This window comes from Rhodococcus sp. IEGM 1370 (assembly GCF_033142325.1).
GTDB lineage: Bacteria > Actinomycetota > Actinomycetes > Mycobacteriales > Mycobacteriaceae > Rhodococcoides.
Window position 1 is genome coordinate 1 of the sequence record NZ_JAWLRY010000017.1, and the last position, 21,469, is coordinate 21,469.

At 64.9% G+C, this 21,469-nt stretch carries 22 protein-coding genes; 15 read left to right on the forward strand and 7 right to left on the reverse strand.

Annotated elements, in window-relative coordinates; translation table 11 throughout:
- Positions 1-175: 175 nt before the first annotated feature.
- On the reverse strand, positions 176-2,719 hold the full coding sequence (gene otsB, locus R4P47_RS18750; RefSeq protein WP_317785427.1) for a trehalose-phosphatase: 2,544 nt from the start codon (positions 2,717-2,719) through the stop codon (positions 176-178).
- Positions 2,720-2,778: 59 nt separating this feature from the next.
- Complete coding sequence (locus R4P47_RS18755; protein WP_317785428.1) at positions 2,779-3,522, reverse strand: FadR/GntR family transcriptional regulator; 744 nt, start codon at positions 3,520-3,522, stop codon at positions 2,779-2,781.
- A gap of 80 nt (positions 3,523-3,602) precedes the next feature.
- On the opposite strand from R4P47_RS18755, the gene R4P47_RS18760 reads away from it, so the two are divergent.
- The 4 genes from R4P47_RS18760 (at position 3,603) to R4P47_RS18775 (ending at position 6,351) form a co-directional block, all read left to right on the forward strand.
- Entirely contained in the window at positions 3,603-4,163 is a 561-nt protein-coding gene (locus R4P47_RS18760; RefSeq protein ID WP_068053791.1) for a gluconokinase, read from the forward strand.
- 245 nt (positions 4,164-4,408) lie between these two features.
- Positions 4,409-4,711: a WhiB family transcriptional regulator gene (locus R4P47_RS18765; RefSeq protein ID WP_008713079.1), complete on the forward strand. Its 303-nt coding sequence runs from the start codon at positions 4,409-4,411 to the stop codon at positions 4,709-4,711.
- Positions 4,712-5,057: 346 nt separating this feature from the next.
- Positions 5,058-5,816 carry a DUF2637 domain-containing protein gene (locus R4P47_RS18770; RefSeq protein ID WP_317785429.1) on the forward strand — a complete coding sequence of 253 codons (759 nt, stop codon included), beginning with the start codon at positions 5,058-5,060 and terminating at the stop codon, positions 5,814-5,816.
- Positions 5,817-5,838: 22 nt separating this feature from the next.
- On the forward strand, positions 5,839-6,351 hold the full coding sequence (locus R4P47_RS18775; RefSeq protein ID WP_068053796.1) for a DUF427 domain-containing protein: 513 nt from the start codon (positions 5,839-5,841) through the stop codon (positions 6,349-6,351).
- Positions 6,352-6,355: 4 nt separating this feature from the next.
- Here R4P47_RS18775 and R4P47_RS18780 read toward each other — a convergent pair whose 3' ends face one another.
- From R4P47_RS18780 to R4P47_RS18790, 3 genes are read right to left on the reverse strand one after another with little or no spacing between them, the layout of a single operon-like run.
- Complete coding sequence (locus R4P47_RS18780) at positions 6,356-7,399, reverse strand: hypothetical protein (protein WP_317785430.1); 1,044 nt, start codon at positions 7,397-7,399, stop codon at positions 6,356-6,358.
- Entirely contained in the window at positions 7,396-8,016 is a 621-nt protein-coding gene (gene bluB, locus R4P47_RS18785; RefSeq protein WP_317785490.1) for a 5,6-dimethylbenzimidazole synthase, read from the reverse strand. Before bluB ends, R4P47_RS18780 begins: the two co-directional genes overlap by 4 nt.
- 11 nt (positions 8,017-8,027) lie before the next feature.
- A complete protein-coding gene (locus R4P47_RS18790; protein WP_317785431.1) occupies positions 8,028-10,298 on the reverse strand; it encodes a bifunctional diguanylate cyclase/phosphodiesterase in 2,271 nt (756 codons plus the stop codon).
- A 157-nt stretch (positions 10,299-10,455) separates the two neighbouring features.
- Here R4P47_RS18790 and R4P47_RS18795 point away from each other — a divergent pair, with 157 nt between their 5' ends.
- From R4P47_RS18795 to R4P47_RS18805, 3 genes are all read left to right on the forward strand, one after another.
- Positions 10,456-11,049 carry a TetR/AcrR family transcriptional regulator gene (locus R4P47_RS18795; RefSeq protein ID WP_149406492.1) on the forward strand — a complete coding sequence of 198 codons (594 nt, stop codon included), beginning with the start codon at positions 10,456-10,458 and terminating at the stop codon, positions 11,047-11,049.
- A gap of 301 nt (positions 11,050-11,350) precedes the next feature.
- Positions 11,351-12,028: a DUF4956 domain-containing protein gene (locus R4P47_RS18800; protein WP_037190487.1), complete on the forward strand. Its 678-nt coding sequence runs from the start codon at positions 11,351-11,353 to the stop codon at positions 12,026-12,028.
- A gap of 2 nt (positions 12,029-12,030) precedes the next feature.
- The gene (locus tag R4P47_RS18805) at positions 12,031-13,692 is read left to right on the forward strand and encodes a CotH kinase family protein (protein WP_317785432.1); all 1,662 of its coding nucleotides are present in this window, start codon (positions 12,031-12,033) and stop codon (positions 13,690-13,692) included.
- An 11-nt stretch (positions 13,693-13,703) separates the two neighbouring features.
- On the opposite strand, the gene R4P47_RS18810 is transcribed toward R4P47_RS18805, so the two are convergent.
- Positions 13,704-13,871: a S4 domain-containing protein gene (locus R4P47_RS18810; RefSeq protein ID WP_317785433.1), complete on the reverse strand. Its 168-nt coding sequence runs from the start codon at positions 13,869-13,871 to the stop codon at positions 13,704-13,706.
- A gap of 87 nt (positions 13,872-13,958) precedes the next feature.
- Here R4P47_RS18810 and R4P47_RS18815 point away from each other — a divergent pair, with 87 nt between their 5' ends.
- The 6 genes from R4P47_RS18815 (at position 13,959) to dinB (ending at position 19,058) form a co-directional block, all read left to right on the forward strand.
- Entirely contained in the window at positions 13,959-14,807 is an 849-nt protein-coding gene (locus tag R4P47_RS18815) for a hypothetical protein (RefSeq protein ID WP_317785434.1), read from the forward strand.
- A gap of 48 nt (positions 14,808-14,855) precedes the next feature.
- Positions 14,856-15,773, forward strand: a complete 918-nt coding sequence (locus R4P47_RS18820) for a polyphosphate polymerase domain-containing protein (protein ID WP_269596732.1) — start codon at positions 14,856-14,858, stop codon at positions 15,771-15,773.
- A gap of 23 nt (positions 15,774-15,796) precedes the next feature.
- On the forward strand, positions 15,797-16,414 hold the full coding sequence (locus R4P47_RS18825) for a DUF47 domain-containing protein (RefSeq protein ID WP_094687770.1): 618 nt from the start codon (positions 15,797-15,799) through the stop codon (positions 16,412-16,414).
- 7 nt (positions 16,415-16,421) lie between these two features.
- Positions 16,422-17,408: an inorganic phosphate transporter gene (locus tag R4P47_RS18830; protein ID WP_317785435.1), complete on the forward strand. Its 987-nt coding sequence runs from the start codon at positions 16,422-16,424 to the stop codon at positions 17,406-17,408.
- A gap of 23 nt (positions 17,409-17,431) precedes the next feature.
- On the forward strand, positions 17,432-17,797 hold the full coding sequence (locus R4P47_RS18835) for a hypothetical protein (RefSeq protein WP_149406496.1): 366 nt from the start codon (positions 17,432-17,434) through the stop codon (positions 17,795-17,797).
- Between the two features lie 73 nt (positions 17,798-17,870).
- Complete coding sequence (gene dinB / locus R4P47_RS18840; protein ID WP_188078714.1) at positions 17,871-19,058, forward strand: DNA polymerase IV; 1,188 nt, start codon at positions 17,871-17,873, stop codon at positions 19,056-19,058.
- Here dinB and R4P47_RS18845 read toward each other — a convergent pair whose 3' ends face one another.
- On the reverse strand, positions 19,059-20,456 hold the full coding sequence (locus R4P47_RS18845) for a cytochrome P450 (protein WP_317785436.1): 1,398 nt from the start codon (positions 20,454-20,456) through the stop codon (positions 19,059-19,061).
- 95 nt (positions 20,457-20,551) lie between these two features.
- On the opposite strand from R4P47_RS18845, the gene R4P47_RS18850 reads away from it, so the two are divergent.
- Both R4P47_RS18850 and R4P47_RS18855 read left to right on the forward strand, forming a co-directional pair.
- Positions 20,552-21,127, forward strand: a complete 576-nt coding sequence (locus tag R4P47_RS18850) for a TetR/AcrR family transcriptional regulator (RefSeq protein ID WP_317785437.1) — start codon at positions 20,552-20,554, stop codon at positions 21,125-21,127.
- Between the two features lie 22 nt (positions 21,128-21,149).
- Positions 21,150-21,464 (forward strand): DUF2277 domain-containing protein, encoded by a 315-nt coding sequence (locus R4P47_RS18855; RefSeq protein ID WP_149406498.1) that lies wholly within the window; start codon positions 21,150-21,152, stop codon positions 21,462-21,464.
- Positions 21,465-21,469 lie beyond the last annotated feature (5 nt).

Consider the following 21,469-nt stretch of genomic DNA (forward strand, 5'->3'; position numbering starts at 1 on the left):
GCCCGGTGCGATACCGAGCCCAGGCCCTCGCGGCCTAGGATTTCCATTAACCGGTCCAACCCACGGGGACCAGTGCAATGCAATGTGCCATTCACGCAGCGGACCCCAGTGGGTGAATGAACCACTGCACCGGTCAGACGTATGCAGTGGTCCATTGACGCAGCTGGGGTGAGCCCTAGGCGCTGAGCAACCTCGCGCAACGCAGTAGACCCAGGTGACTGTAGGCCTGGGGATGGTTGCCGAGTGATCGTTCGGCGATGGGGTCGTATTCCTCACTGAGCAGTCCGGTGGGGCCTGCGGCACTGACGAGTTGGGCGAACAGGGCCTCGGCCTCGGCGCGTTGTCCCACCAGCAGGTAGGCCTCCACGAGCCAGGCGGCGCAGAGATGGAAGCCGCCCTCGCCGCCGGGCAGACCGTCGTCGTGGCGGTAGCGGTAGACCGTCGAGCCGCTGCGCAGTTCGGCTTCGGTGGCAGTGACGGTGGCCGCGAAGCGGGGGTCGGCCGGGTCGATCAGTCCGGACAATCCGATGAACAGCGTCGCGGCGTCGAGGTCGGTGCCGTCGTACGCGGCGGTGAAGGACTGCACTTCCTCGTTCCAGCCGTTGGCGAGTACTTCCTCGCGGATGGTGTCGCGCAACGATGCCCAAACGGGTTCTGTTGTACGACCGAAGGTTTCGGCCAGACCGATGGCGCGATCGACGGTGATCCAACCCATCACCTTGGAGTAGACGTGGTGCCGGGGGTTGTCTCGAATCTCCCAGATGCCGTGGTCGGGCTCGAACCAGCGACGCTCGACGGCCTCGACCATGGCGCGGACGAGTTCCCAATCGTCGTCGGACAGGCCGTTTTCGGAACCCTTGGCCTTGCGTGCGTGGGCGAGGGCGGAGACCAGTTCGACGATCGGGCCGAAGACGTCGAGCTGAACCTGTTGATTCGCAGCATTTCCCACGCGCACCGGACGCGAGCCGGCATAGCCGGGCAGCTCGTCGATGACAGCCTCTGGCGGTAGCCCGAGACCCCAGATGGTGTAGAGCGGGTGCAGACGCTCGGGGCCGGAGACCGACTCGAGTACCCCGTGGATCCAGGAGAGGTAGTTCTCGGCCTCGGCCGTCGACCCTACGTCGACCAGCGCGGCTGCGGTGAGTGCGGCGTCGCGCAGCCAGCAGTATCGGTAGTCCCAGTTGCGCACTCCGCCGATGTCTTCGGGTAGCGAGGTGGTGGCTGCGGCCATGATCGAGCCGGACTCCGCGTGGACGAGGCCGCGGAGGGTCAGTGCCGATCGCTTCATCAGATCGCGCTTGAGCGGCGGCAGGTCCAGGCCGTCGGCCCAGTCCTTCCAGTACGCCTCCGACGCGCGGCGACGCTCCACCTCGTCCCACGGGTGCTCGCTCAGATCGTCTGTGCCGAGCCGCAATTCGAGAACAATCGGCCCGTTCGACGGATCGACCTCGGCGTGCGCGGCCTGCTGCGAACCGTCGGAAACGATGTTCCAGGTGACGCCGGGACTGCGCAGCACCATCGGATCTGCCGTACCGAGAATGCGCAGGCCGTCGACATCGGGTTCGAGTGAGGCCCAGGCTTTTCCGAACTCCGGACGCGGCGCGAACGTCACCACGGCGGTGGCCTTGCCGGTGATGACGCGGGTCAGCGCGGTCTGGCCCTGGCCGATGTCGTGCGGCAGATAATCGGTGACCTGCAGGCTGGCCCACTTGGTCTGCACCGTCATCGTGCCGTCCACGTACTGCTGACTCAACGGAAGCGATGCGCGGGTGGGTCCGACGCTGAAGTGGCCTGCCTGATCGCCGCCGAGCAGATGTGCGAACACGGCTGCAGAATCGGGTTCGGGGTGGCACAGCCAGGTGACGTCGGCGTCGGGGGTCAGCAGGGCAACGGTATTGGGGCTGGCCAACATCGTCAGTCGTTCGATGCGCGGGGCGTCGGCTCCCGAAAGCCACTGTCGTCGCTCCTCGAGCAGGAATGCCAGGGCGAGCGCGACCTGCTCGGTGCTGTCGATGCGAAATTCCGCGAGCGTGTCTCCCGGTCCGATCTTGACGCCGATGTCCGGCCCGTGCAGGTGTCCGAAGGCCTTCTCGTCGGTGACGTCGTCGCCGAAAAAGACTGCGGCAGTAGCGGCTTCCTGGTGACGAAGGATGTCGAGGGCGACACCCTTGTCGGTGACGATGACTGCCAGTTCGATGACGGATTTGCCCTCGGTGACCTGAACGCCGTCCCGCGCCGCCGCACCGGATCGCACTGCTGCGAGGGCTTCGTCACCGGCGGCGGTCTCGGCGTTGCGGACGTGCAGCGCGACGCTGGCCGGCTTGGTCTCGATGCTGACGCCGGGATGGGCGTCGGCGATGGCCTGCAGTTCGCCGGTGATGACGGTGAGGAGCTTCTTGGCGTTGTCGTCGATGGCGTTGACGAACCCGGCGTCGAACTCGCTGCCGTGGCTGCCCACCAGCTGTACCTCGGACGGCAGGCGCGAGAGGATCGCGAGATCGCGGAGGGCACGTCCGGAGATGACGGCGGCGTTGGTGCCGGCGAGGGAGGCGAGGCCGCGCATGGCGCTGACCGACTCGGGGTGCGGGAAGGCCTTCTGCGGGTCGGAGACGATCGGCGCCATGGTGCCGTCGTAATCGGACGCGACGAGCAGACGCGGAGTCCGAGCTACTCCAACGAGCGCGCGGCGAAGTTCGAGCGGCAATTCGAGAGCAGTCACCCGTCGAATCTAGGCGATGAACCCCGCCTCGGCGTACCTGGCTTTGTGCGCGGGATGTATCACTGCTGGTCGGGGACCAGACCGGGCGACGGAGTCACACCGGAGGCCGCCGACATCGAGGCGGCGGACTTGGTGACGATGGCCAACATGGCTCGCTGGGCGCCGTCGGCGTCGCCGGATTGGATCGACGACGCCACCACGCCGTGCAGTCGGATCGCCTCCGGGTCGGCTTGGCGGGACATCAGGGCGTGGCGGGTGCGGCCCGCGAGCACCTCCACGACGATGTCGGACATCGACCGCAGCATCGGGTTGCCGGAGGCCGCGAGCAACGTGCGATGGAAATTGCTGTCGTGTTCGAGGTAGGCGTCGGAGTCGGCGGCCCGGGACGTCGACGACATTCCGATGACGGCGGCCGTCAGCGCGCCGCATTGCTCGGGTGTTGCTCGATGCGCAGCGAGCTTGGCTGCCAAAGGCTCGATCCCCGAACGTAATTCGCTGAGCAGCAGCAACTGCTCGGCGCGGGCAGGCCCGGCCAGTTGCCAGCGGATGACCACGGGGTCCAGGGAGTTCCAGTTCTGCGAGCCCTGCACGGTGATCCCCACGCGTCGACGCACGGTGAGCAACCCCAGCGATTCCAGGACGCGAACCACTTCCCGGACGACGGTCCGCGACACGGTGAACCGCACCGCGACGTCGTCGGCCGAGATTCGGGTCCCGCTCGGGATCGCGCCGCTCACGATGTCGCGACCGAGCTCGTCGAGCACCGAATCGTGCAGCTGGCGGAAGTCGTTGGTCTCGCTCATGTCCGACCGATCGTCCCACGCCTTGCCCGGTTTCTCGCGTCTGTCCGGTCCACCCGAGCGTGATGGAGCAGTATCGAGGGATGGCAGCGCAGACGACAGGCAGAGCACATCATCCGGTTCTCGTGGTGATGGGAGTGTCCGGATCGGGTAAATCCACAGTGGCGGGCATCCTCGCCGGAGCATTGAAATGGGACCTGCAAGAGGGCGACGACCTGCACCCGGACGCCAACGTGGCGAAGATGGCGTCGGGTCAGCCACTGACCGACGAGGACAGGTGGCCATGGCTCGACGTGATCGCGGAGTGGATCACCGAGCACACCTCCACCGGTCGATCGGGAATCGTCACGTGCTCGGCACTCAAGCGGTCGTACCGAGACGTGCTGAGCGCCGCATCGAGGGACGGGGCCGAGGTGATCTTCGTGCATCTGGCCGGCACCAAGGACCGAATCAGCGGACGCCTCAATGCTCGGATGGATCACTTCATGCCGTCCTCGCTGCTCGACACGCAGATCTCGACCCTCGAGCCACTCGGTGACGACGAAAACGCGATCGTCGTCGACATCGGACCGCCGCCGACCAAGATCGCCGAGCGCATTCTGGTCGAGCTCGAAAAGCGTGCGGGCATGTCGGAGAGTCACTGATCGCCGTTTCGTATCTGCCACGGGGGATCAATGTGATTTCCAGTCGGTCTGACTGCGGCAATGCGACATTCATTCGGACCCTGGGGCCGCAAACGGGGCGCAGATCTGCTGACGGCTGCTCTGAACGTGCACATTTCAAGCAAGCGCGCTTGCTTTTAAGTACTACGAATGACCGAAAGGACTTGTAAAAGTATGACGAATGCGAGATAGTGAGCTTGTTCACTTTTTCAGTGAGGAGACAGCTCATGGTGCGAGGCGCACCCGCCAGGCCGGTCCAACTTCCCGTTCCCAACGCAGACGTCTGGGACTGGCAACTCGACGGTCTGTGTCGCGGATTGGACTCGTCCGTGTTCTTCCATCCCGAAGGTGAACGAGGCCGCGCTCGAACCTCGCGTGAGAAATCCGCCAAGCAGGTCTGCGGCCGCTGCCCGGTACTCGAACAGTGCCGCCAGCACGCCCTCGAGGCGAACGAGCCCTACGGCGTATGGGGCGGAATGTCCGCACACGATCGCGCCGACTTCTACCGCGGAGCCGTTCGTACCGCTTGATCTCTGAGCGGGCTCGGTGCGGTGGCAGTGGGGGATTGTGGCAAATGCGCGCGCATTCGCCGGGCGCGTTCGCAATTGTCAACGCTCGCATAGCGATTCCGCGCGCCCCTGGCAAACGCGCGCGCGTTCGCGAAGACTGCTGGGCGGACAACACCGGGCCGCAACGAGGCGATCAGAATCCGCAGGTCTCCTCGGACTTACCTCCGGCGCACTCGCTGTCGACACTGCTGTGAAGCCCAGCCTGATCGACATTCGCGGCGGCGACGCATCGTTCGCGCCGCCTTCGAGCCCTGACCGTCGCAGCCTTCACCGAACTTGTCGGTGGGTTCGTGTTTCATGACGATCCATGAACAAGGTCCTGCGTGCGACGCTCGTCAGTGCGGTCGTCATCACCACCGTCATCGGAATTGCGTCCTTCGTGCTCAGTTTCGCCGCACTGTGGGATCTGGCCACGATGGCAGGCGTCCCACGCTCGCTGTCCTGGCTGTGGCCGGTGATCGTCGACGGCACCATCCTGCAGGCCACGATCTCCGTGATCGCGCTGGCCCAATTCGAGGATCAACGCAGTGGTCGACGCTTCTTCTGGGGCGTGTTGATCACGGCAGCTCTGGTGAGTATCGGCGCAAATGCCATGCACGCCTTCATCTCCGACGCCGGCACACTGCATCCGGCCATGTCGGCGGCAATTGCAACCGTCGCCCCGGTGAGTCTGTTGGCCGCGACCCACGGGCTCGGCATCCTCGTCCGGGTACCGGCGGAACTGCCGAAGACCGTCGCCGAAGAATCCGCTCCCGAAGAGGTGGCCATCGCGGTCCCGAGAGCCGAATCCGTGATATCCGCGCCCGAACTCCCCGAACCCGAGATACCGGCACCCGCGCCGACAGAGCGGGTCGAGCCGGTCCGCGCCGAACCGGTCCGCACCGAGCCGGTCCACGCCGAGTCGATCCGCACCGAGCCGATCCGAACCGAGCCGGTCCGCAGCGAACACCGCCCGCCCGAATCTTCGGTCACCTCGGTGCGCACGGTCGAGCCACTCGACGAGGTCGATCGTTGGATTCTCGACGAGGAACGGGTGGACGATCTCTATCCCGTCGACGCCCCGTGACACCCGGTGGCACCATCGAAGGATGAGTACACACTTGCCGAGATCCGTCGTTCCCGAGAAGCCGAAGCCGGGCCAGGAGTCCGTTTGGGATTACCCCCGTCCGCCCAAGCTCGAAGCCTCGAACCGTTCCCTCGTCGTCCGGCTCGGCGGCGAGGTGATCGCCCGCACGACCGCCGCGTACCGTGTGCTCGAGACGAGCCATCCGCCCACCTGGTACATCTCGCCTGCAGACGTCGTTCCCGGCGCGCTGACCCCCTCGGCGGCGCGATCGACGCACTGCGAGTGGAAAGGCGCAGCGACGTACTGGGACGTCCACGGCGGAGACGCTGTCGCAGAGGCAGCCGGGTGGAGCTACGAGAACCCCACCCCTCGGTTCGCCGAGATCGCGGGTTACCTGGCGTTCTCGCCCAGCCGCCTCGAGTGCGAGATCGACGGCGAAGCGGTCCGACCCCAGGAAGGCGGGTTCTACGAGGGCTGGATCACCGACGACGTCGTCGGTCCGTTCAAGGGAATCCCGGGCTCCTACGGGTGGTGACGCCCTAACCGACCGGCAACTCGGCGCGGGGGATGATCTGAATCGAACTCGCCGCGCCGGGGTCGCTGCCGGTCACCAGCACGTCGCCGTTCCGCGGATCGACCGCGACCGAATTGGCCTGCGTCACCGTCGGAACATCGCCCAGGGTTCGCGGAGCTGCGGGATCGGATACATCGACCACCCGCAGTACGTTCGACGCGGTCAGCGTCACGAACAGCAACCGACGTTCGAGATCCACGGCGAGCCCGTACGGGTTACCAGGTGCGTCGATCGATGCGATCTGACGAATGCCGCCGGCGTCGTCGACCGACGCGAGCAGGACCGCACCACCGTCGGTGTCGGCGAACCCGGCCACCGTCTGATTCACCGTCACCGCGTGGGTGAGCTTGACGCCGATCGGAGCCTGCGAGACCTCCTCCTGCGTAGTGCCGTCGTAGACCCACACACCGTTGCCCTGCACGTCCGCGACAGCCGCGAACGGACCGAGAGCGGCCGCGCCACCGGGCTGGACAGGGCCCGGCGGTAGCTCCGACACGATCGCCCCGTCGCGCAGGAAGATCACTCCGCCACCCATCTCGTTGGTGGCCACGACGGTGCCGTCGGAGGTCTGCACCGCATCGTGTGGTTGACGGCCGACGCCGGTGGCGGTCGACAGAATCGCGCCGTCGGCGAGTGAGATCTCGAGCAGTTCGTCACTGCCCTCGAGCGGAACCAACACCGGGCCGTCGGGACCGGCCAGTGAGAGATGTCGCGGCGCACCCGTCGTCGAGACCATCTGGCGCACGGCACCGGTGGCCGCGTCGAACAGCACCACGCCGTCGGGCTCCCGCACTCCGGCAGCAGCGATCCCGGACGATCCCACCACGACACCTTCGGGAGCACCCGCAAGAGGAACGACGGTACCGATCGGGTCGGCCGCATCCGGGGCCTGTGCGGGCTCGGCCGCCGGAGTGGTTGCCGGAGTGGACGGTTCGGTCGGGGATTCGGCCGCAGAGCAGCCGGCGACGAGCAGGCAGACAGTGGCCGCCGCGACCAGGCGCGCCCTCATCGGCGGTACTGCTCGAAGTGCAGGGCGTCGTCCAGTGGACGGCGGCTACGCCAACCGAAGCGTTCCAAATCGGGTACCTCCTGAAACGATTGGACCGGACCCACACAGAGCCAGGCGATCGGGCGGACCGGTGCGGGGATGTCGAGCAGTTCGGTGAGGTATGCCTCGTCGTAGAACGAGACCCAGCCGACGCCGACGTTCTCGGCTATCGCTGCGAGCCAGAGGTTTTCGATGGCGAGGACGGCGGAGAACAGTCCGGTGTCGTCGACGGTGTCGCGGCCGAGGACGTGCCGACCTCCACGGTCGGGATCGTAGGTGACCACCACCCCGGTTCCACTGGTCTCGATTCCCTCGATTCTGATGGGGTCGAACGTCTTTCGTCGTTCGGCGTCGAGCTTGTCCGCGAAATCCTGTCGGCAGCCGGCCACGTGGGTCGCGAATGCGCTCAGAGTATCGGGCTTGCGGACGACCACGAAGTCCCAGGGCTGGGTGTTGCCCACGCTCGGGGCTTGGTGCGCCGCTCCGAGGATTCGTCGCAGAGTCTCGTCGTCGACGACGGTTCCGTCGAACTCGGCGCGGACGTCGCGGCGAGATCGAATCGCGGCATACACCGACAGGGCTGCTTCGGTCATGATATCCGTTCTCCTGTAGCAGTATTCAGATGCGCGTTCAGTTCGGCGACGAGGGCGGGGAGTCGGTCTGCCGAGGTGGGACGGCCGAGGTGGTAACCCTGCGCTCGTCCGCACCGTAGTTCGCGCAACGCCGTCATCGTCACCTCGTCCTCCACTCCCTCTGCCGTCACCGACAATCCCAGCGTACGGGCGAGCTCGACGGTCGATCGCACGATGGCGGCATGCGCCGGGTTGTGTGCCATGCCGCCGATGAACGTGCGATCGATTTTCAGTTCCTGAACCGGCAATCGCTCGATGTAGGCGAGCGAGCTGTAACCGGTTCCGTAATCGTCGATGGCGACCTGCACGCCCATCGCATGCAGTATCGACAACGTCTCGGTCGCGCCGATCGGGTCGGTCATCGCCGAGGTCTCGGTCACCTCGACGGTCAATCGGCGAGGTGGACAATCGAATTCCTTCAGCGCAGCACACACTTGCTCGATGAGGTTGTCGTCGAACAGGTTTCGGGTCGAGATGTTGACGGCGATGCTCAGCTCGAGCCCATCGGTCATCCACTGCCTTCGTTGGGCGAGGGCCTGGGTGAGGACGTAGCTCGTCAACGGCCGGATCAGTCCGGTGCGTTCGGCGGTGGGCAGGAATGTGCTGGGGGACAGGACGGTGCCGTTCGGATGATGCCACCGCAGCAGTGCTTCCACGCCGACGACGGTCATCGTCGTGAGGTCGATCTGCGGCTGATAGTGCAGTTGCAGTTGATCCGTCTCCAGTGCCGTGGTGAGTTCGCCGAGCATGATGAGCTGCTCGCTCCTGTCCCGGTCCATCGACCGGTCGTAGTACGCGACGCGAGACTGGGCGGCTTTCGCGGCCTGGACGGCGAGGTCGGCGCGCTGTACGAGGCGATCGGGTGTCGTTTCGTCCTCACCGTCGCCGAGAGAATTCGACGCGACTCCGACGCTCGCTTCGATCAGCAGGGTCATGTTCCCCACCTCGAAAGGAGTGGCGAACAGGAGCTGAATCCGGTGCGCCAACGCGGCCGGGTCCATCGACTCCGATGCGCCACACAGGGCGAACTCGTCACCGGCCAAGCGCGCCAACAGAATCGAGTCGTCGGCGACGCCTCGCAGTCGCTCGGCGACCACCACGAGGACCTGGTCGCCGAGGCCGCGTCCGAAAGTGTCGTTGATCTCCTTGAATCGGTCGATGTCGACGGTGAGCAAGGTCGACTCACCCGCATTGCCCCAGAGTCGATGCTCGAGGGCGCGTAGGTTGGCCAGTCCGGTGAGGTGATCGGTATCGGCGACGGCACGGAGCTGGACGGTCTGAGTGTGCAACAACCGCAGCAGATCGGTGATGCGGAGCATCACCAGGACCACCAGTGCGAGAGCGCAGAGCAGCACCGCCCATCCCCACTGGGCGATCGGCTCGTCGCGAACGACCTCGATGAACATCACGATCGGCGCAGTCAGGGTGGCTGCGGTCAGCACGACGACCGTGGGAGTGGTGAACGACGCCATCAGATGGGCGTCGGATTCGATGTTCGGGTTGGTGATGCGTCGCATGGATGGGTGAAGGGCGGCGACCCCGATGAGGACGTAGGACATGATCCATCCGACGTCGAAGACAGATCTGTCGGACGAGGAATCGGAGACGATCGCGAAGTTGTTCACGGTGTCGGTGACCACGAGCAGCGCTACGGCGACGGTGAGGAGCCGGTAGGACAGGGTCCGCCACTGCCGTGAGCCGACGAAGTGGGCCAGCAGTCCCAGCAGAAAGATGTCCATCGCGGGGTACGCGACGTCGACCAGGCCTGCGGTTCCGGAGATGCCGCCTCCGCCGAGCGACGGCTGCACGGCGAACACCCAGGTGAGTAGTCCGAACGCGACCATGATGATGGCGCTGTTTGCCACGTGGCCGCGTTCGCTTGGTCGCCACTTGTGGCGAGCGAGAAGGAACAGGCCGAAACCGTAGACCGGATAGCCGACGAGGTAGATCGCGTCCGCCGGCGACGGGTAGGGGACACTGCCCTGGGTGATGTGGATCCACTCGTAGACGATGTCGCCGATCACCCACAGGGCGGTGCCCATGGCGATGGCCAGCCAGGCCGTACGGTTGCGGGGCCGGTGCATCCTGGTGCCGACGACGGTGGCGGCAACGGCGGAGGCTCCGACGAGGACGAAGACCGACTGGCCCCAGACGGTGGTCGGGACAACGAAGTAAGCGGCGCAGCCGACTGCGCCGAGCGCTGCGTACCACCGCCACCAGGCCGTCACGATTTTCTCCAGCCGTTCACGCCGATCCGACGGCTTCAACAATGGCACACGACCGTGACGTCGGTCACCCGCACTGCTCGTCCGGTGACAGAATTATGCCTCACCGCTACAGTCGAGAAGCGGTACGAAACTGTTTCGATTCGATAAGGTGGCACGCATGAACAGCGACGCTCCACGTCGATCGAGGGTCAGTGCGGCGCGCGAGGAAGAATTTCTCGACGCTGCACTGATGTGTCTCGGCGACGTCGGTTACGACTCGCTGTCGATGGATCTTGTCGCCGAGCGAGCGCAGTGCAGCAAAGCCACCCTGTACCGGCGGTGGTCGAGCAAAGGGGAGATGGTGGTCGCCGCCATCGAATCGGTCGGCCCGCCGCCGTTCGCCGGAATCGATACCGGGACTCTTCGCGGCGATCTGGTGGAGCTGATGCGCCGGATCTCCGAGGGGGCAGAGCACGATCGACGTTTCGCCGCGGCGATTCACCATGCGGTGATGGTCGACGAACAGTTGGCGGCAGCGGTGCGAAGAACGTTTCTCGAACCCGAGGCTCGGTTCCTGGAATCCGTCGTCGTTCGTGCGGTGCAGCGGGGGGAATTGTCGAGCAGGCCGAGATCGGCAGACTTTCTGCAATACATGGTGTTCAGCGCAATCATGACGGGTCCGTTGACGGACGCCGAGCCTTTGGATTCGGAATACCGAACGCGAATAATCGACGAAGTAATTCTGCCGTCACTTCGCTCGACGATGGATTGACGGTACGTACACGTGCGCTTACGCGTAATCGATTGATGCGCAACACAACCGAAGAGTCGAACCGACCGACGTCCGAGTGGGACGCCGGGTCGTGTGCGTTCGAAATTCGATCGCTGCCAGCAAATGAACGGCTGAATTGGCAGGAAACTGCCAGCTTCTGAGGTGGAATTTCCGTCGCAGCTGTCTCTAGGGTTAACGGCATCCGAACAAACGGTAAACAGCATCGGTTGCGGATGTCGGCGCGCGGGTCACGTGCTCCCGGTGACCGGTGCGGAATTCGAATCGACTCGATCGGAATGCAATGAATTTCAACATTCAAGACCTGAGCGGAACGTTCTCGACGTTCGACATCGTGGTGTCTCTGACACTGTCGTTCGTCCTGTCGGCGATCATCGGCTGGGTCTACCGACTCACCCACAAGAACGTCTCGTACAGCCAGTCCTACGTACAGACCCTCGTCACGGTGGGCATGGTCATCAGCTTGATCATGCTGGTCGTCGGATCGAACGTGGCACGGGCTTTCGCGCTCGTCGGCGCGCTGTCCGTCGTCCGATTCCGCAACGCCATCAAGGAAACTCGCGACGTCGGGTTCATCTTCCTCGTGATGGCGATCGGCATGGCCACGGGAACTCGGTTCTACGTACTGGCGATTGCGGCCACGTTTGCGATCTGCCTGGTGATGGTGGTGATGAGCAAGTTCAACTGGTTCAAACTCGATGTCCAGCGCCAGGTCGTCAAGGTGCAGGTGCCGCCCGACGCCGACTACACCGATCTCGTCGAAGACGTACTGATCAAGTACTGCAAGGAGTTCGAGCTGGTCAGTACCGAATCGGTGCGATCGGGTGCATTGACCGAGCTCTACTTCACGGCCCAACTCAGATCCGGCAAGAAACCCGGCGAGTTGATCGCTGCTCTCAGTGAGGTCAACACAGGGCAACGGGTCTCGGTACTCACCGGATACGACCAGACGGACATCTGATCGTGACCGACCCGAACACGAACTTTCCCTCGGCCCCGACAACCCTGCGAAGGAGGCTCGTCCACCGAGTACCGCGGACGGTGCGGCAGCACTGGAAAATTGCTGCCACGCTGCTGGTGTTCGTCGTGGTGATGGCGACCGTGTTCGGGTCGACCCGGATCCGCCCGTACATCACCGGTGATGCAACCGTGATCGCCTCCGAGATCACCGAGAACGTCCAGGGCACGGTCGATCTGTTCGATACCACTGTGTCGCACTCCATTTCGATCGACGTGGACGCCGGCGACTACCAGACACTGAAGGACTCCTTCCAGAACGAAGGGGTCAAGGAGTCGGTACCCGCAGACATCACCATCGACGGAACCCTGATCGCCGACGTCGGTATCCGATTGAAGGGCAACTCCACACTGGCCACTCTCAGCAGCGACGACGGCTCGATGCCGGGCCGCGGCGGAGGTAACGCTGAAACATCCGGTCGACCAGCACCTGCAGAGGGTGCGGCGATGCCGGAGGGTGCGGCGATGCCGGAGGGTGCGGCGATGCCGGAGGGTGCAGCCATGTCGCAGGGTGCGGCGATGCCGGAGGGTGCGGCCATGCCCGGCGGTGCCGGGATGAATATGTTCGGGGAGCCGCTCAGTTTCGATGCGCCCGAGGATCTTCCGTTTCTGATCGACTTCGCGGAGTATTCCGAGGGGCGGGCCTATCAGGGGCACACCACGCTGTCGCTTCGGCCGTACACTCCCGCGTTGAACGAGTCGGTGTCTCTTGCGATCACCGAGGCCTCGGGCCAGGCGACCCAGGACTTCACCTACACCACGTATTCGGTGAACGACTCGGCCGAGACGACGCGGCTGGTCGTCGTCGCTCCCGACGACGACTACGCCAACTCTCTGGAGGACGGCGACGGGGTGCTGTACAAGGTCGGTGCCGAGGCCAGTTTCACCTACGAGGGAGACGATCAGACGACGTACGCCGAGCAGTACACACAGATCAACGCTCTCGGCACCGCGGACCTGCAACCGATCATCACGCTGTTGAAGTGGCTCGACGGTGCCGATCAGGCCGAGTTCGATGCGCATCTGGCCGACTATGTCGATGTCGACTCACTGGCGAATTACCTTGCCCTGCAGAACTTGCTGGGCAACGGCGACGACATGGGTGGCCCGGGAAAGAACTTCTACCTGTACTACGACCTGGACTCGAAGACGTTCTCGGTGGTGTCGTGGGATCTGAATCTGGCTCTGAACTCCGATTCCACCGCAAGTGCGAACGACGCGGTGTCGATGATTCCCGGTGGCGGCGGGGCAGGTGGCGGTGGGATGCCGCAGATGCCCGAGGGGTTCACACCACCGGAGGGAATGGAGATTCCGGAAGGCAGGGGGATGCCCGAGGGCGGCCCGATGTTGGGTAATTCGCTCAAGGACATGTTCCTGGACTCGACGGAATTCACCGACGAGTACGACGCTGCCTTCCGCACGATCTACGACGAGCTGTGGGCGAGCGGCCGAGTGCTCGACATCGTCGACGACGTTGCCGCATCCGTTCCGACGTCGGCGGCGCTCACTCAGGAGGAGATCGACGCCGACGCTGCGGAATTGAAGTCACGGCTGCAGATTCGCACCGATGCACTCGCCGACGATCCTGTCGTGACGGGATCGTCGTGATGTCCCGGCGGTCAGCGCAGGGTCAGGGTGTCTGCCGGGGAAACTTCGCGGCGAGGATCGCGCAGCGGCAAGCCGTTGATCAGGACCATTCCCTCCATCACGAAGGAGGCGGCCTGCGACAGCGTGCGCGCAGCGCCGGTGGCGACCAGCAACTCGGGAACAGAAGTTCGACCGTTCATGAACCGATGCTGCTCCCGCGCGGTGACCGCCGACGCTCGATCTCGTGGCGGGTAGGCGACGGTCGGGTGAACACTCGGAGACGACGCGTGGGCATGATTCTCGCGGGGTGCGGGGTCCTCGCGTCGTGTTCGGCAACCGAGCTCGCGGCAGTCGAACCCACGACCGCAACAGCACCGTTCGAAACCTGGTGCACCCCCACCGACTCGGGCCTGTCCGAGTTGTCGGGCCTGGCGTGGAGGGGCGATACCGGCTACGCCATCGGAGACCGCGGCAGCGACGACCGGCTGGCGGTGCTGGACCGGGCATGCGAGGTGACCAGGTGGGTCGACGTCGGAGTGGAGACGGTCGACGTAGAGGACATCGCCGTCGACAGCGCGGGGATCGTGTGGCTCGCCGACACCGGTGACAACGACAACGACCGCGACAGCGTCACGTTGATCGGCGTCGACGTGGCCACCGACCGGCGCACCTCGATCACGATGCGCTACCCCGACGGCGCACACGATGTCGAGGCGTTCGCTCTGACGCCCACCGGGCAACCGGTCTTGATCACCAAGGTCTCGGGCGGTGCGGCCGCGTCGATCTACAGCAGTGGCGAAACCATCGACACCACAACGACATCCATCGATCTGGTCCGTTCCGGAACGGTGTCTGCGACTGCGCCGGACGGGTCGAGCAGACCCATCACCGGTGCGGCCGTCGATGCCGACGCCACTGCGGGGGCACTGCGAACCAAGAAGGATCTGTTCGTCTTCGAAATCGCCGACGGTGATGTGGCCGCGGCATTCTCGGGCGCTCCCGCCGGTGTTGTCGAGGGCCCCGATCAACCACAGGGCGAGGCCGTCGCCTACACCGACGCGGGTGAACTGCTGATCGCCTCCGAGGCGGACGGGGCCGCCGAGTTACCCCCGATCGTGTTCGCGGAGCCGAACTGAACGCGGCGTCGCCCGACCGTGCACACCCACCGAAGGAAGGTTCGATCCATGTATCTGTTCGACAAATTTCGACCCAAGGCCGCTTTGGAGAAGCAGGGTGCGTCGCCGGAGGACCTGAACACCGAGCCCACCGGTTACCAGCAGACCGCCAGCAAGCTGCACTCGTTCAATCGGTACGAGATCAAGTACTTCGTTGCCGAGGCCGACGTCGCTCAGGTCCGTGAAGAACTGACGGCACGGATGGACACCGACCCGTTCTCGCCAAAGGGTGGCTACCCGGTCACCTCGCTGTACTACGACACCACCGATCTGCGGTTCTACTGGGAGAAGATCGAGGGCCTGAAGTTCAGGCGCAAGGTGCGGGTACGGCTGTACGGGGCTCCATCCGAGTGCACCGACGACACGCCGGTGCAGATCGAGATCAAGCAGCGCGTCAACAGGGTCACCCAGAAGCGCCGAATCTCGTTGCCCTACGACGTTTCTCAGCGGTGGCTCAACGGCCGCGAGGAGATCGAGTGCGATCCCAGTCAACGCCCGTTCGTCAACGAGGTCAGCACGTTGATCGCCAATCTGGATCTGCGTCCGATGGTCACCACCGGTTATCTGCGCGAGGCGTACATCGGTCGTGAGGCCGACCTCGGTCTACGGGTGACGATCGATCACAAGGTGCACGGCCGGGATCGCGACTTCCGATTCGATTCCGGTGCCCAGAACCGCTTCATCATCCCGCCCAAGCTCGCGATCCTGGAGATCAAGGCCAACGAGCGAGTGCCGTACTGGGTGACCGACATGACGGCACGGATGAACATGTCCGTCATCCGAGTCTCGAAGTACTGCCAGTCGATCGAGGCGTTCGAGATGGCACCTCGATCACGCGCCGGTGCGCCCGAACTGGTCCTGCCCGCCGATGCCGACCACCGCGTGCCGTCGGATCTGCTCGAGCCCTACGCCGGCGCTCGCCGGTAGCCGCACCATTCAGGAGACGAAAGATGTTCGCACGCTTCAAACCCAAGTCCGTTCTGTTCTACGACCTGTTCAACTCCTCGGCCCAGCTGTTGGCCACCGGAGCGAAGACGTTGACCGAACTGCTCGAATCCGCACCGGAAATCGATGCGGTGGCGCGTCGAATGGTCGATCTCGAGCACGAAGCCGACAGCGTCACCCACGATCTGTTCCGCACCTTGAACTCGAGCTTCATCACCCCGTTCGATCGCACCGACATCTACGTCCTCGGCTCGAGCCTCGACGACGTGATGGACCACATGGAAGCGGCGACACATCTGCTCTCGCTGTACCGAATCGACGAACTGACCCCGCACATGCACGACATGATCGACATCCTCGACCGGTCGGCCAAGGTCACCGCGGATGCAATGCCGAGGCTGGCGTCGATGAAGGATCTCGAGCGCTACTGGATCGAGATCAACGAGCTCGAGAACCGGGCCGATCATGCCTATCGGACTTTTCTGGCGGATCTGTTCGACGGCCGATTCGACGCATTGACCGTGATGAAGCTCAAGGGAGTGGGCGACGAACTCGAAGATGCCGCAGACGCTTTCGAGAAGGTCGCGCACGTCATCGAATCCATCGTGCTGAAAGAGACGTGAGTGCGCGGTGGTAGCACTGGTTCTGGTCATCACCCTTGCGATGGCGTTCACCTTCACCAACGGCTTTCACGATTCGGCCAATGCCATCGCGACGTCGGTGTCCACTCGCGCACTCACCCTGCGGACGGCGCTCGTCATGGCCGCGGTGGGGAATCTGCTCGGTTCCTTCTTCGGTGCGAAGGTCGCGTCGACGGTGGGGGAGGGAATCATTGCCCTCGACGTCGGATCCGACGCGTTGCTCGTGGTCGGGTGCGCCCTGGTCGGTGCCATCGTCTGGAATCTGATCACCTGGTGGTACGGGTTGCCGTCCTCGTCCTCGCACGCATTGGTCGGCGGCATGGTGGGAGCTGCACTGGCCGGCGGAATGACGGTGCTGTGGGGAGGCGTCGCGACCAAGGTGATCCTCCCGATGATCGTTTCTCCTGCAGTCGGTTTCGTGCTCGGAAGCGCCGCGATGGTGGCCATTCTGTGGATGTTCCGACGATCGTCTCCCAGTGCCACCAGCCGCGGATTCCGCCGGGCACAGACGTGCTCGGCAGCGGCCATGGCTTTCGGACACGGAATGCAGGATGCAGCGAAGACGATGGGCATCGTGGTGCTGGCGTTGGTCGTATCGGGCAATCAGGCCGACTACACGATTCCTCTGTGGTGCTACTTCCTCACCGCGACGGTGCTGGCGGTCGGAACGGCGACCGGTGGGATGCGGATCATGCGCACCCTCGGCCGCAAGATCATCGAACTCGACCCACCCCAGGGGTTCGCCGCGGAGGCGACGGCGTCGTCCGTGCTGTACGTGGCATCGATCGGACTGGGAGCGCCGGTGTCGACCACCCACGTCATCTCGTCGGCGATCATGGGCGTCGGGGCAACCAAGCGTACGACGGCCGTGCGCTGGGGGACGGCGGGAAACATGTTCGCAGCGTGGGTGACGACGCTGCCCGCGGCCGCTGCCGTCGCCGCGCTGACCTACGTGGTTGCTGGGGTGATTCTGTGAAGCGGGGAGCGGGTCGGATATCGATGGGCGCTGCACTCTGCCTGATGGCACTGAGCGCAGGCTGCAGTTACGAGATGACGTCGACCGAGACCGGTACCGGCATCTCGCGTGACGTGCAGGAGGCCAGGGACGGATTTCTCGAGACTCCGGGAATGAGCGAACTGTTCGACGACCTGTACGGGCAGGGCATCGGCACGACAGTCAACGAGGTGTTCGCATTGGGCATCTACGTTCCGGGTTTCTGTGAAACCCGCGCTCAGCAAGGACTGTCGGAGGAGGAGGCCGTCGCCGAGGTGACCGATTCGCTCGGTGCTACCTACGAGAAGGGGACCGGCGAACCCTGGGCCGAGCCGATAGTGCAGGCCGCGGAGGACCACGTCTGCGAGTGAGCGGGCCGAGGGTGTCGGTGGCCTGTGCGAGCATGGAACGGTGGAGTCCACCGGTAGACCCGTGGCGAGCATCATGCACGCCGACCTGGACTCCTTCTATGCCTCGGTGGAGCAGCGTGACGATCCGCGGCTGCGCGGTAAGCCGGTGATCGTCGGCGGGGGAGTGGTGCTGGCCGCCAGCTACGAGGCCAAGGCCTTCGGGGTGCGCACGGCGATGAGCGGTGGGCAGGCACGCGCGGTCTGCCCGCAGGCCATCGTGGTGCCGCCGCGTATGGATGCCTACTCGCAGGCGAGCAAGGACGTGTTCGACGTCTTCCACGACACCACCCCGCTGGTGGAGGGCATCTCCATCGACGAGGCATTCCTCGACGTCGGCGGGCTGCAGAAGATCGCGGGCAGTGCCACCGAGATCGGACAGCGCCTGCGGCAGGAGGTCGCCGAGCAGGTGGGGCTGCCCATCACCGTCGGGATCGCCACCACCAAGTTCCTGGCCAAGGTTGCCAGCGCCTTCGCCAAGCCCGACGGTCTGCTGCTGGTACCGCCCGGCGGCGAACTCGAATTCCTGCACCCGCTGAACATCGAAAGACTCTGGGGCGTAGGGAAAGTGACCGCCGAGAAGCTGCACGTTCTGGATATCAGAACGGTCGGCGACATCGCGGCCTACGGCGAGCGGTCGTTGGCCTCGGTACTCGGCAAGGGGGCGGGTGCCCACCTGTACGCGCTGGCCATGGGCCGGGATCCCCGACGCGTTCAGCCCGGTAAGTCGCGCAGTTCCATCGGTGCGCAGCGGGCACTCGGTCGCGGCAGGCACGACGCGGCCGAGGTGGAGGCATCGTTGATCGGGCTCGTCGATCGCGTCACGCACCGCATGCGCGCCGCGCAGCGAACCGGTCGAACCGTCATGTTGCGCTTGCGCTTTGCCGATTTCACCCGGGCGACGAGGTCTCACACGCTCGATCGAGCGACCGCCGACACCCGCGACATTCTCGACGCCGCACTCGAATTGCTGCACGACGCGGCGCCGCTGATCGCGGAGAAGGGCATCACGTTGGTGGGGGTCACCGTGTCGAGCATCGACAGGGGCGGTGCGGAGCAACTGGAGCTGCAGTTCGACCCGCCGCAGGTGCGGACACCGCCGGAGGCCTCGGCCCTGGACCGGGCGCTCGACGGGGTGCACAAGAAGTTCGGATCGACGTCGCTCACTCGTGGGGTGTTGCTCGGCCGTGATCCGGGGATCTCGGTTCCGCTGCTACCCGACTGACTATTGCCGCACTGTCGGTTGTACCCGAAAGCCTGTGGGCATCATGGTCAGTCGCTCCTGGACCTTCAGTCGGTACGACGGGTCGGCCTGCAGGTCGAAGCGCTGCAGAATTGTTCCGAGTACCAGAACGGCCTCGTGGATGGCGAATTGCCGTCCGATGCAGGCGCGTTCACCGGTGCCGAAAGGCTTGTAGACGTGAGCGGGCCGGGCCTTGATGCGATCGGGCAGGAAGTTGTCGGGATCGAACTCGTGCGGGCGGTCACCCCACACAGGATCGCGGTGCAGCGCCGTGGCGAGCACGATCGCCCAGTCGCCTGCCGCCATGGCGTAGCCGTCGCCGACGACGGTGTCGGCACGTGCCCCGCGGCCGAACGCCGGGACCGTGGGCCACAGGCGCAGTGATTCGTCGAGGACGCGTCGGACGTATCGCAGCTTGGGAACCTGGCCGAACTCGGGCTTGCCGGTACCCCAGACCTCGTCGACCTCGGCGCGGGCGCGCTCGAAGACCTCGGGGTGCGTCGCCAGGTAGTACAGCGCGAAAGAGAGTGCACCGGAGGTGGTCTCGTGACCGGCGATCAGGAATGTCAGGATCTGGCAGCCGATGTTGGCTTCGCTCAATGCATTCGGGTTGTCGGCGTCACGCGCGGCGTCCATCATGATCTGGAGCAGGTCGCTGAAGTCTTCGGTGGATCGGCGCCTGGTCCTGACGACATCTGCGAGGACGTCTGCCAGGTACTGCTTGTTGTCCGCGTACCGGCGATCCGAGCGGGCGAACAGAGGCTTGGCGAACGCGGGAACCTTCAGCAACGCCCGCCGCTGGTTGTACGTCAGCGCACCGACCATGGCCGAGACGAACGGATGCGGCTCGGCACGCGCGAACGAGCCGAAGCTGTAACTGAATCCGGTCCGGCCGATGGTCTCGAGCGTCAACGTCGTCATGTCCACCGATACATCGGTCGGTGACGCGTTGCGAGAGAGGGACTCCCAATGCTCGATCAGATCGTCGGCGACGTCGACCATGATCTCGTGGTACCCGCGCATGGCCCCTGCGGTGAACGCCGGGCGCAGAAGATCATGGGCGCGTTGCCAATTCGGTTCGTGGTTGTAGGCGGTGAACAACCCGTCGGCCCCGATGTCCCGTAGATTCTCGACGCCCGGGGGCAAGAACTTCTCGAAGCGCTTCTCGTCGCACAGCTCACCCACCACGTCGGCACCGGAGGCGAAGACGAATCGTCGGCCGAGGATGTGCCGCTCGAACAGCGGGCCGAGCGTGCGGGCCATCGCGGTCGAATCCTGGACGGGGGTGCGGGGATCGACGCCGACGACGTCACCGAGCACGGGGAGTCGGTGCGGGGGATGGGGCAGGGAGCCGCCTCGTACCGCGAACTGTGTCGACATCGCCACTCCATCGTCTCGGGACCGGCCCTTGTTGAACCGTGTCAAATAGTGACCGTACTCACTGTTGAACCGGTGTCAAGTAAGGTTCGAGGCCCATGACCACACCGCGCAAGCGCATGACGCCGGCACTGCGGCGTGCGCAGCTGATCGAGATCGGCTGGGCACTGTTCGCCGAGCGGCCGTACGAGGACGTCTGGATCGAGGAGGTCGCAGACCTCGCCGGCGTGTCACGCGGATTGATGTATCACTACTTCCCGTCCAAGCGGGAGTTCTTCGTCGAGATCGTCCGCGCCGAATCGGAGCGCAACCTCGGTCTGACCGCGCCGGACACCTCGTTGCCGGTATTCGAGCAGATCGCCGCAGGCCTCGATGCGTACATCTCGTACACCGACGAACATGCGCACGGCGTCCGCGCGGTCAATCGCGGCACGTTGCTGGGGGATCCTCTGATCAACGAGATCCTCACGCGCGAGTTCGACGTCCAGCAGCAGCGGATCCTTGCCGCGCTGCCGACGACGTTGCAGGACGACGAAACGGTACGCACCGCGCTGCGAGGCTGGATCGCCTTCGTGCGAGCTGTGTGTCTGGACTGGGTGGAGCGCAGAACCCTCGACCGCGAGCAGGTACGCGCGTTGTGTCTACGGGCGTTGTCGGGTCTTCTCGAGGTGTGAGATGCGGGGCTATCGTCGAGATATGTGCCGAAACATCACCACCTTGCGAGGGTTGGAACCGCACGCCACCGACGCCGAGATCGAAGCAGCCGCGCGTCAGTACGTCCGCAAGATCAGCGGCGTACAGAAGACGTCCGACGCCACCCGCGATGCCTTCGAGCTGGCCGTCGCCGAGGTGACGGCAACGACGCACCGGCTCCTCGATGCGCTTCCCGAGCGGCGTCAGCCACCGCCGACGGTGCCGCCGCTGCGGCGTCCGGAAGTGCAGGCGAGGATTGCCGCGGCGGGAGTGGAGCCTGCGGAACGACCCATATCAGCGGCGAAGGCCGGGTCCTAGCGGGT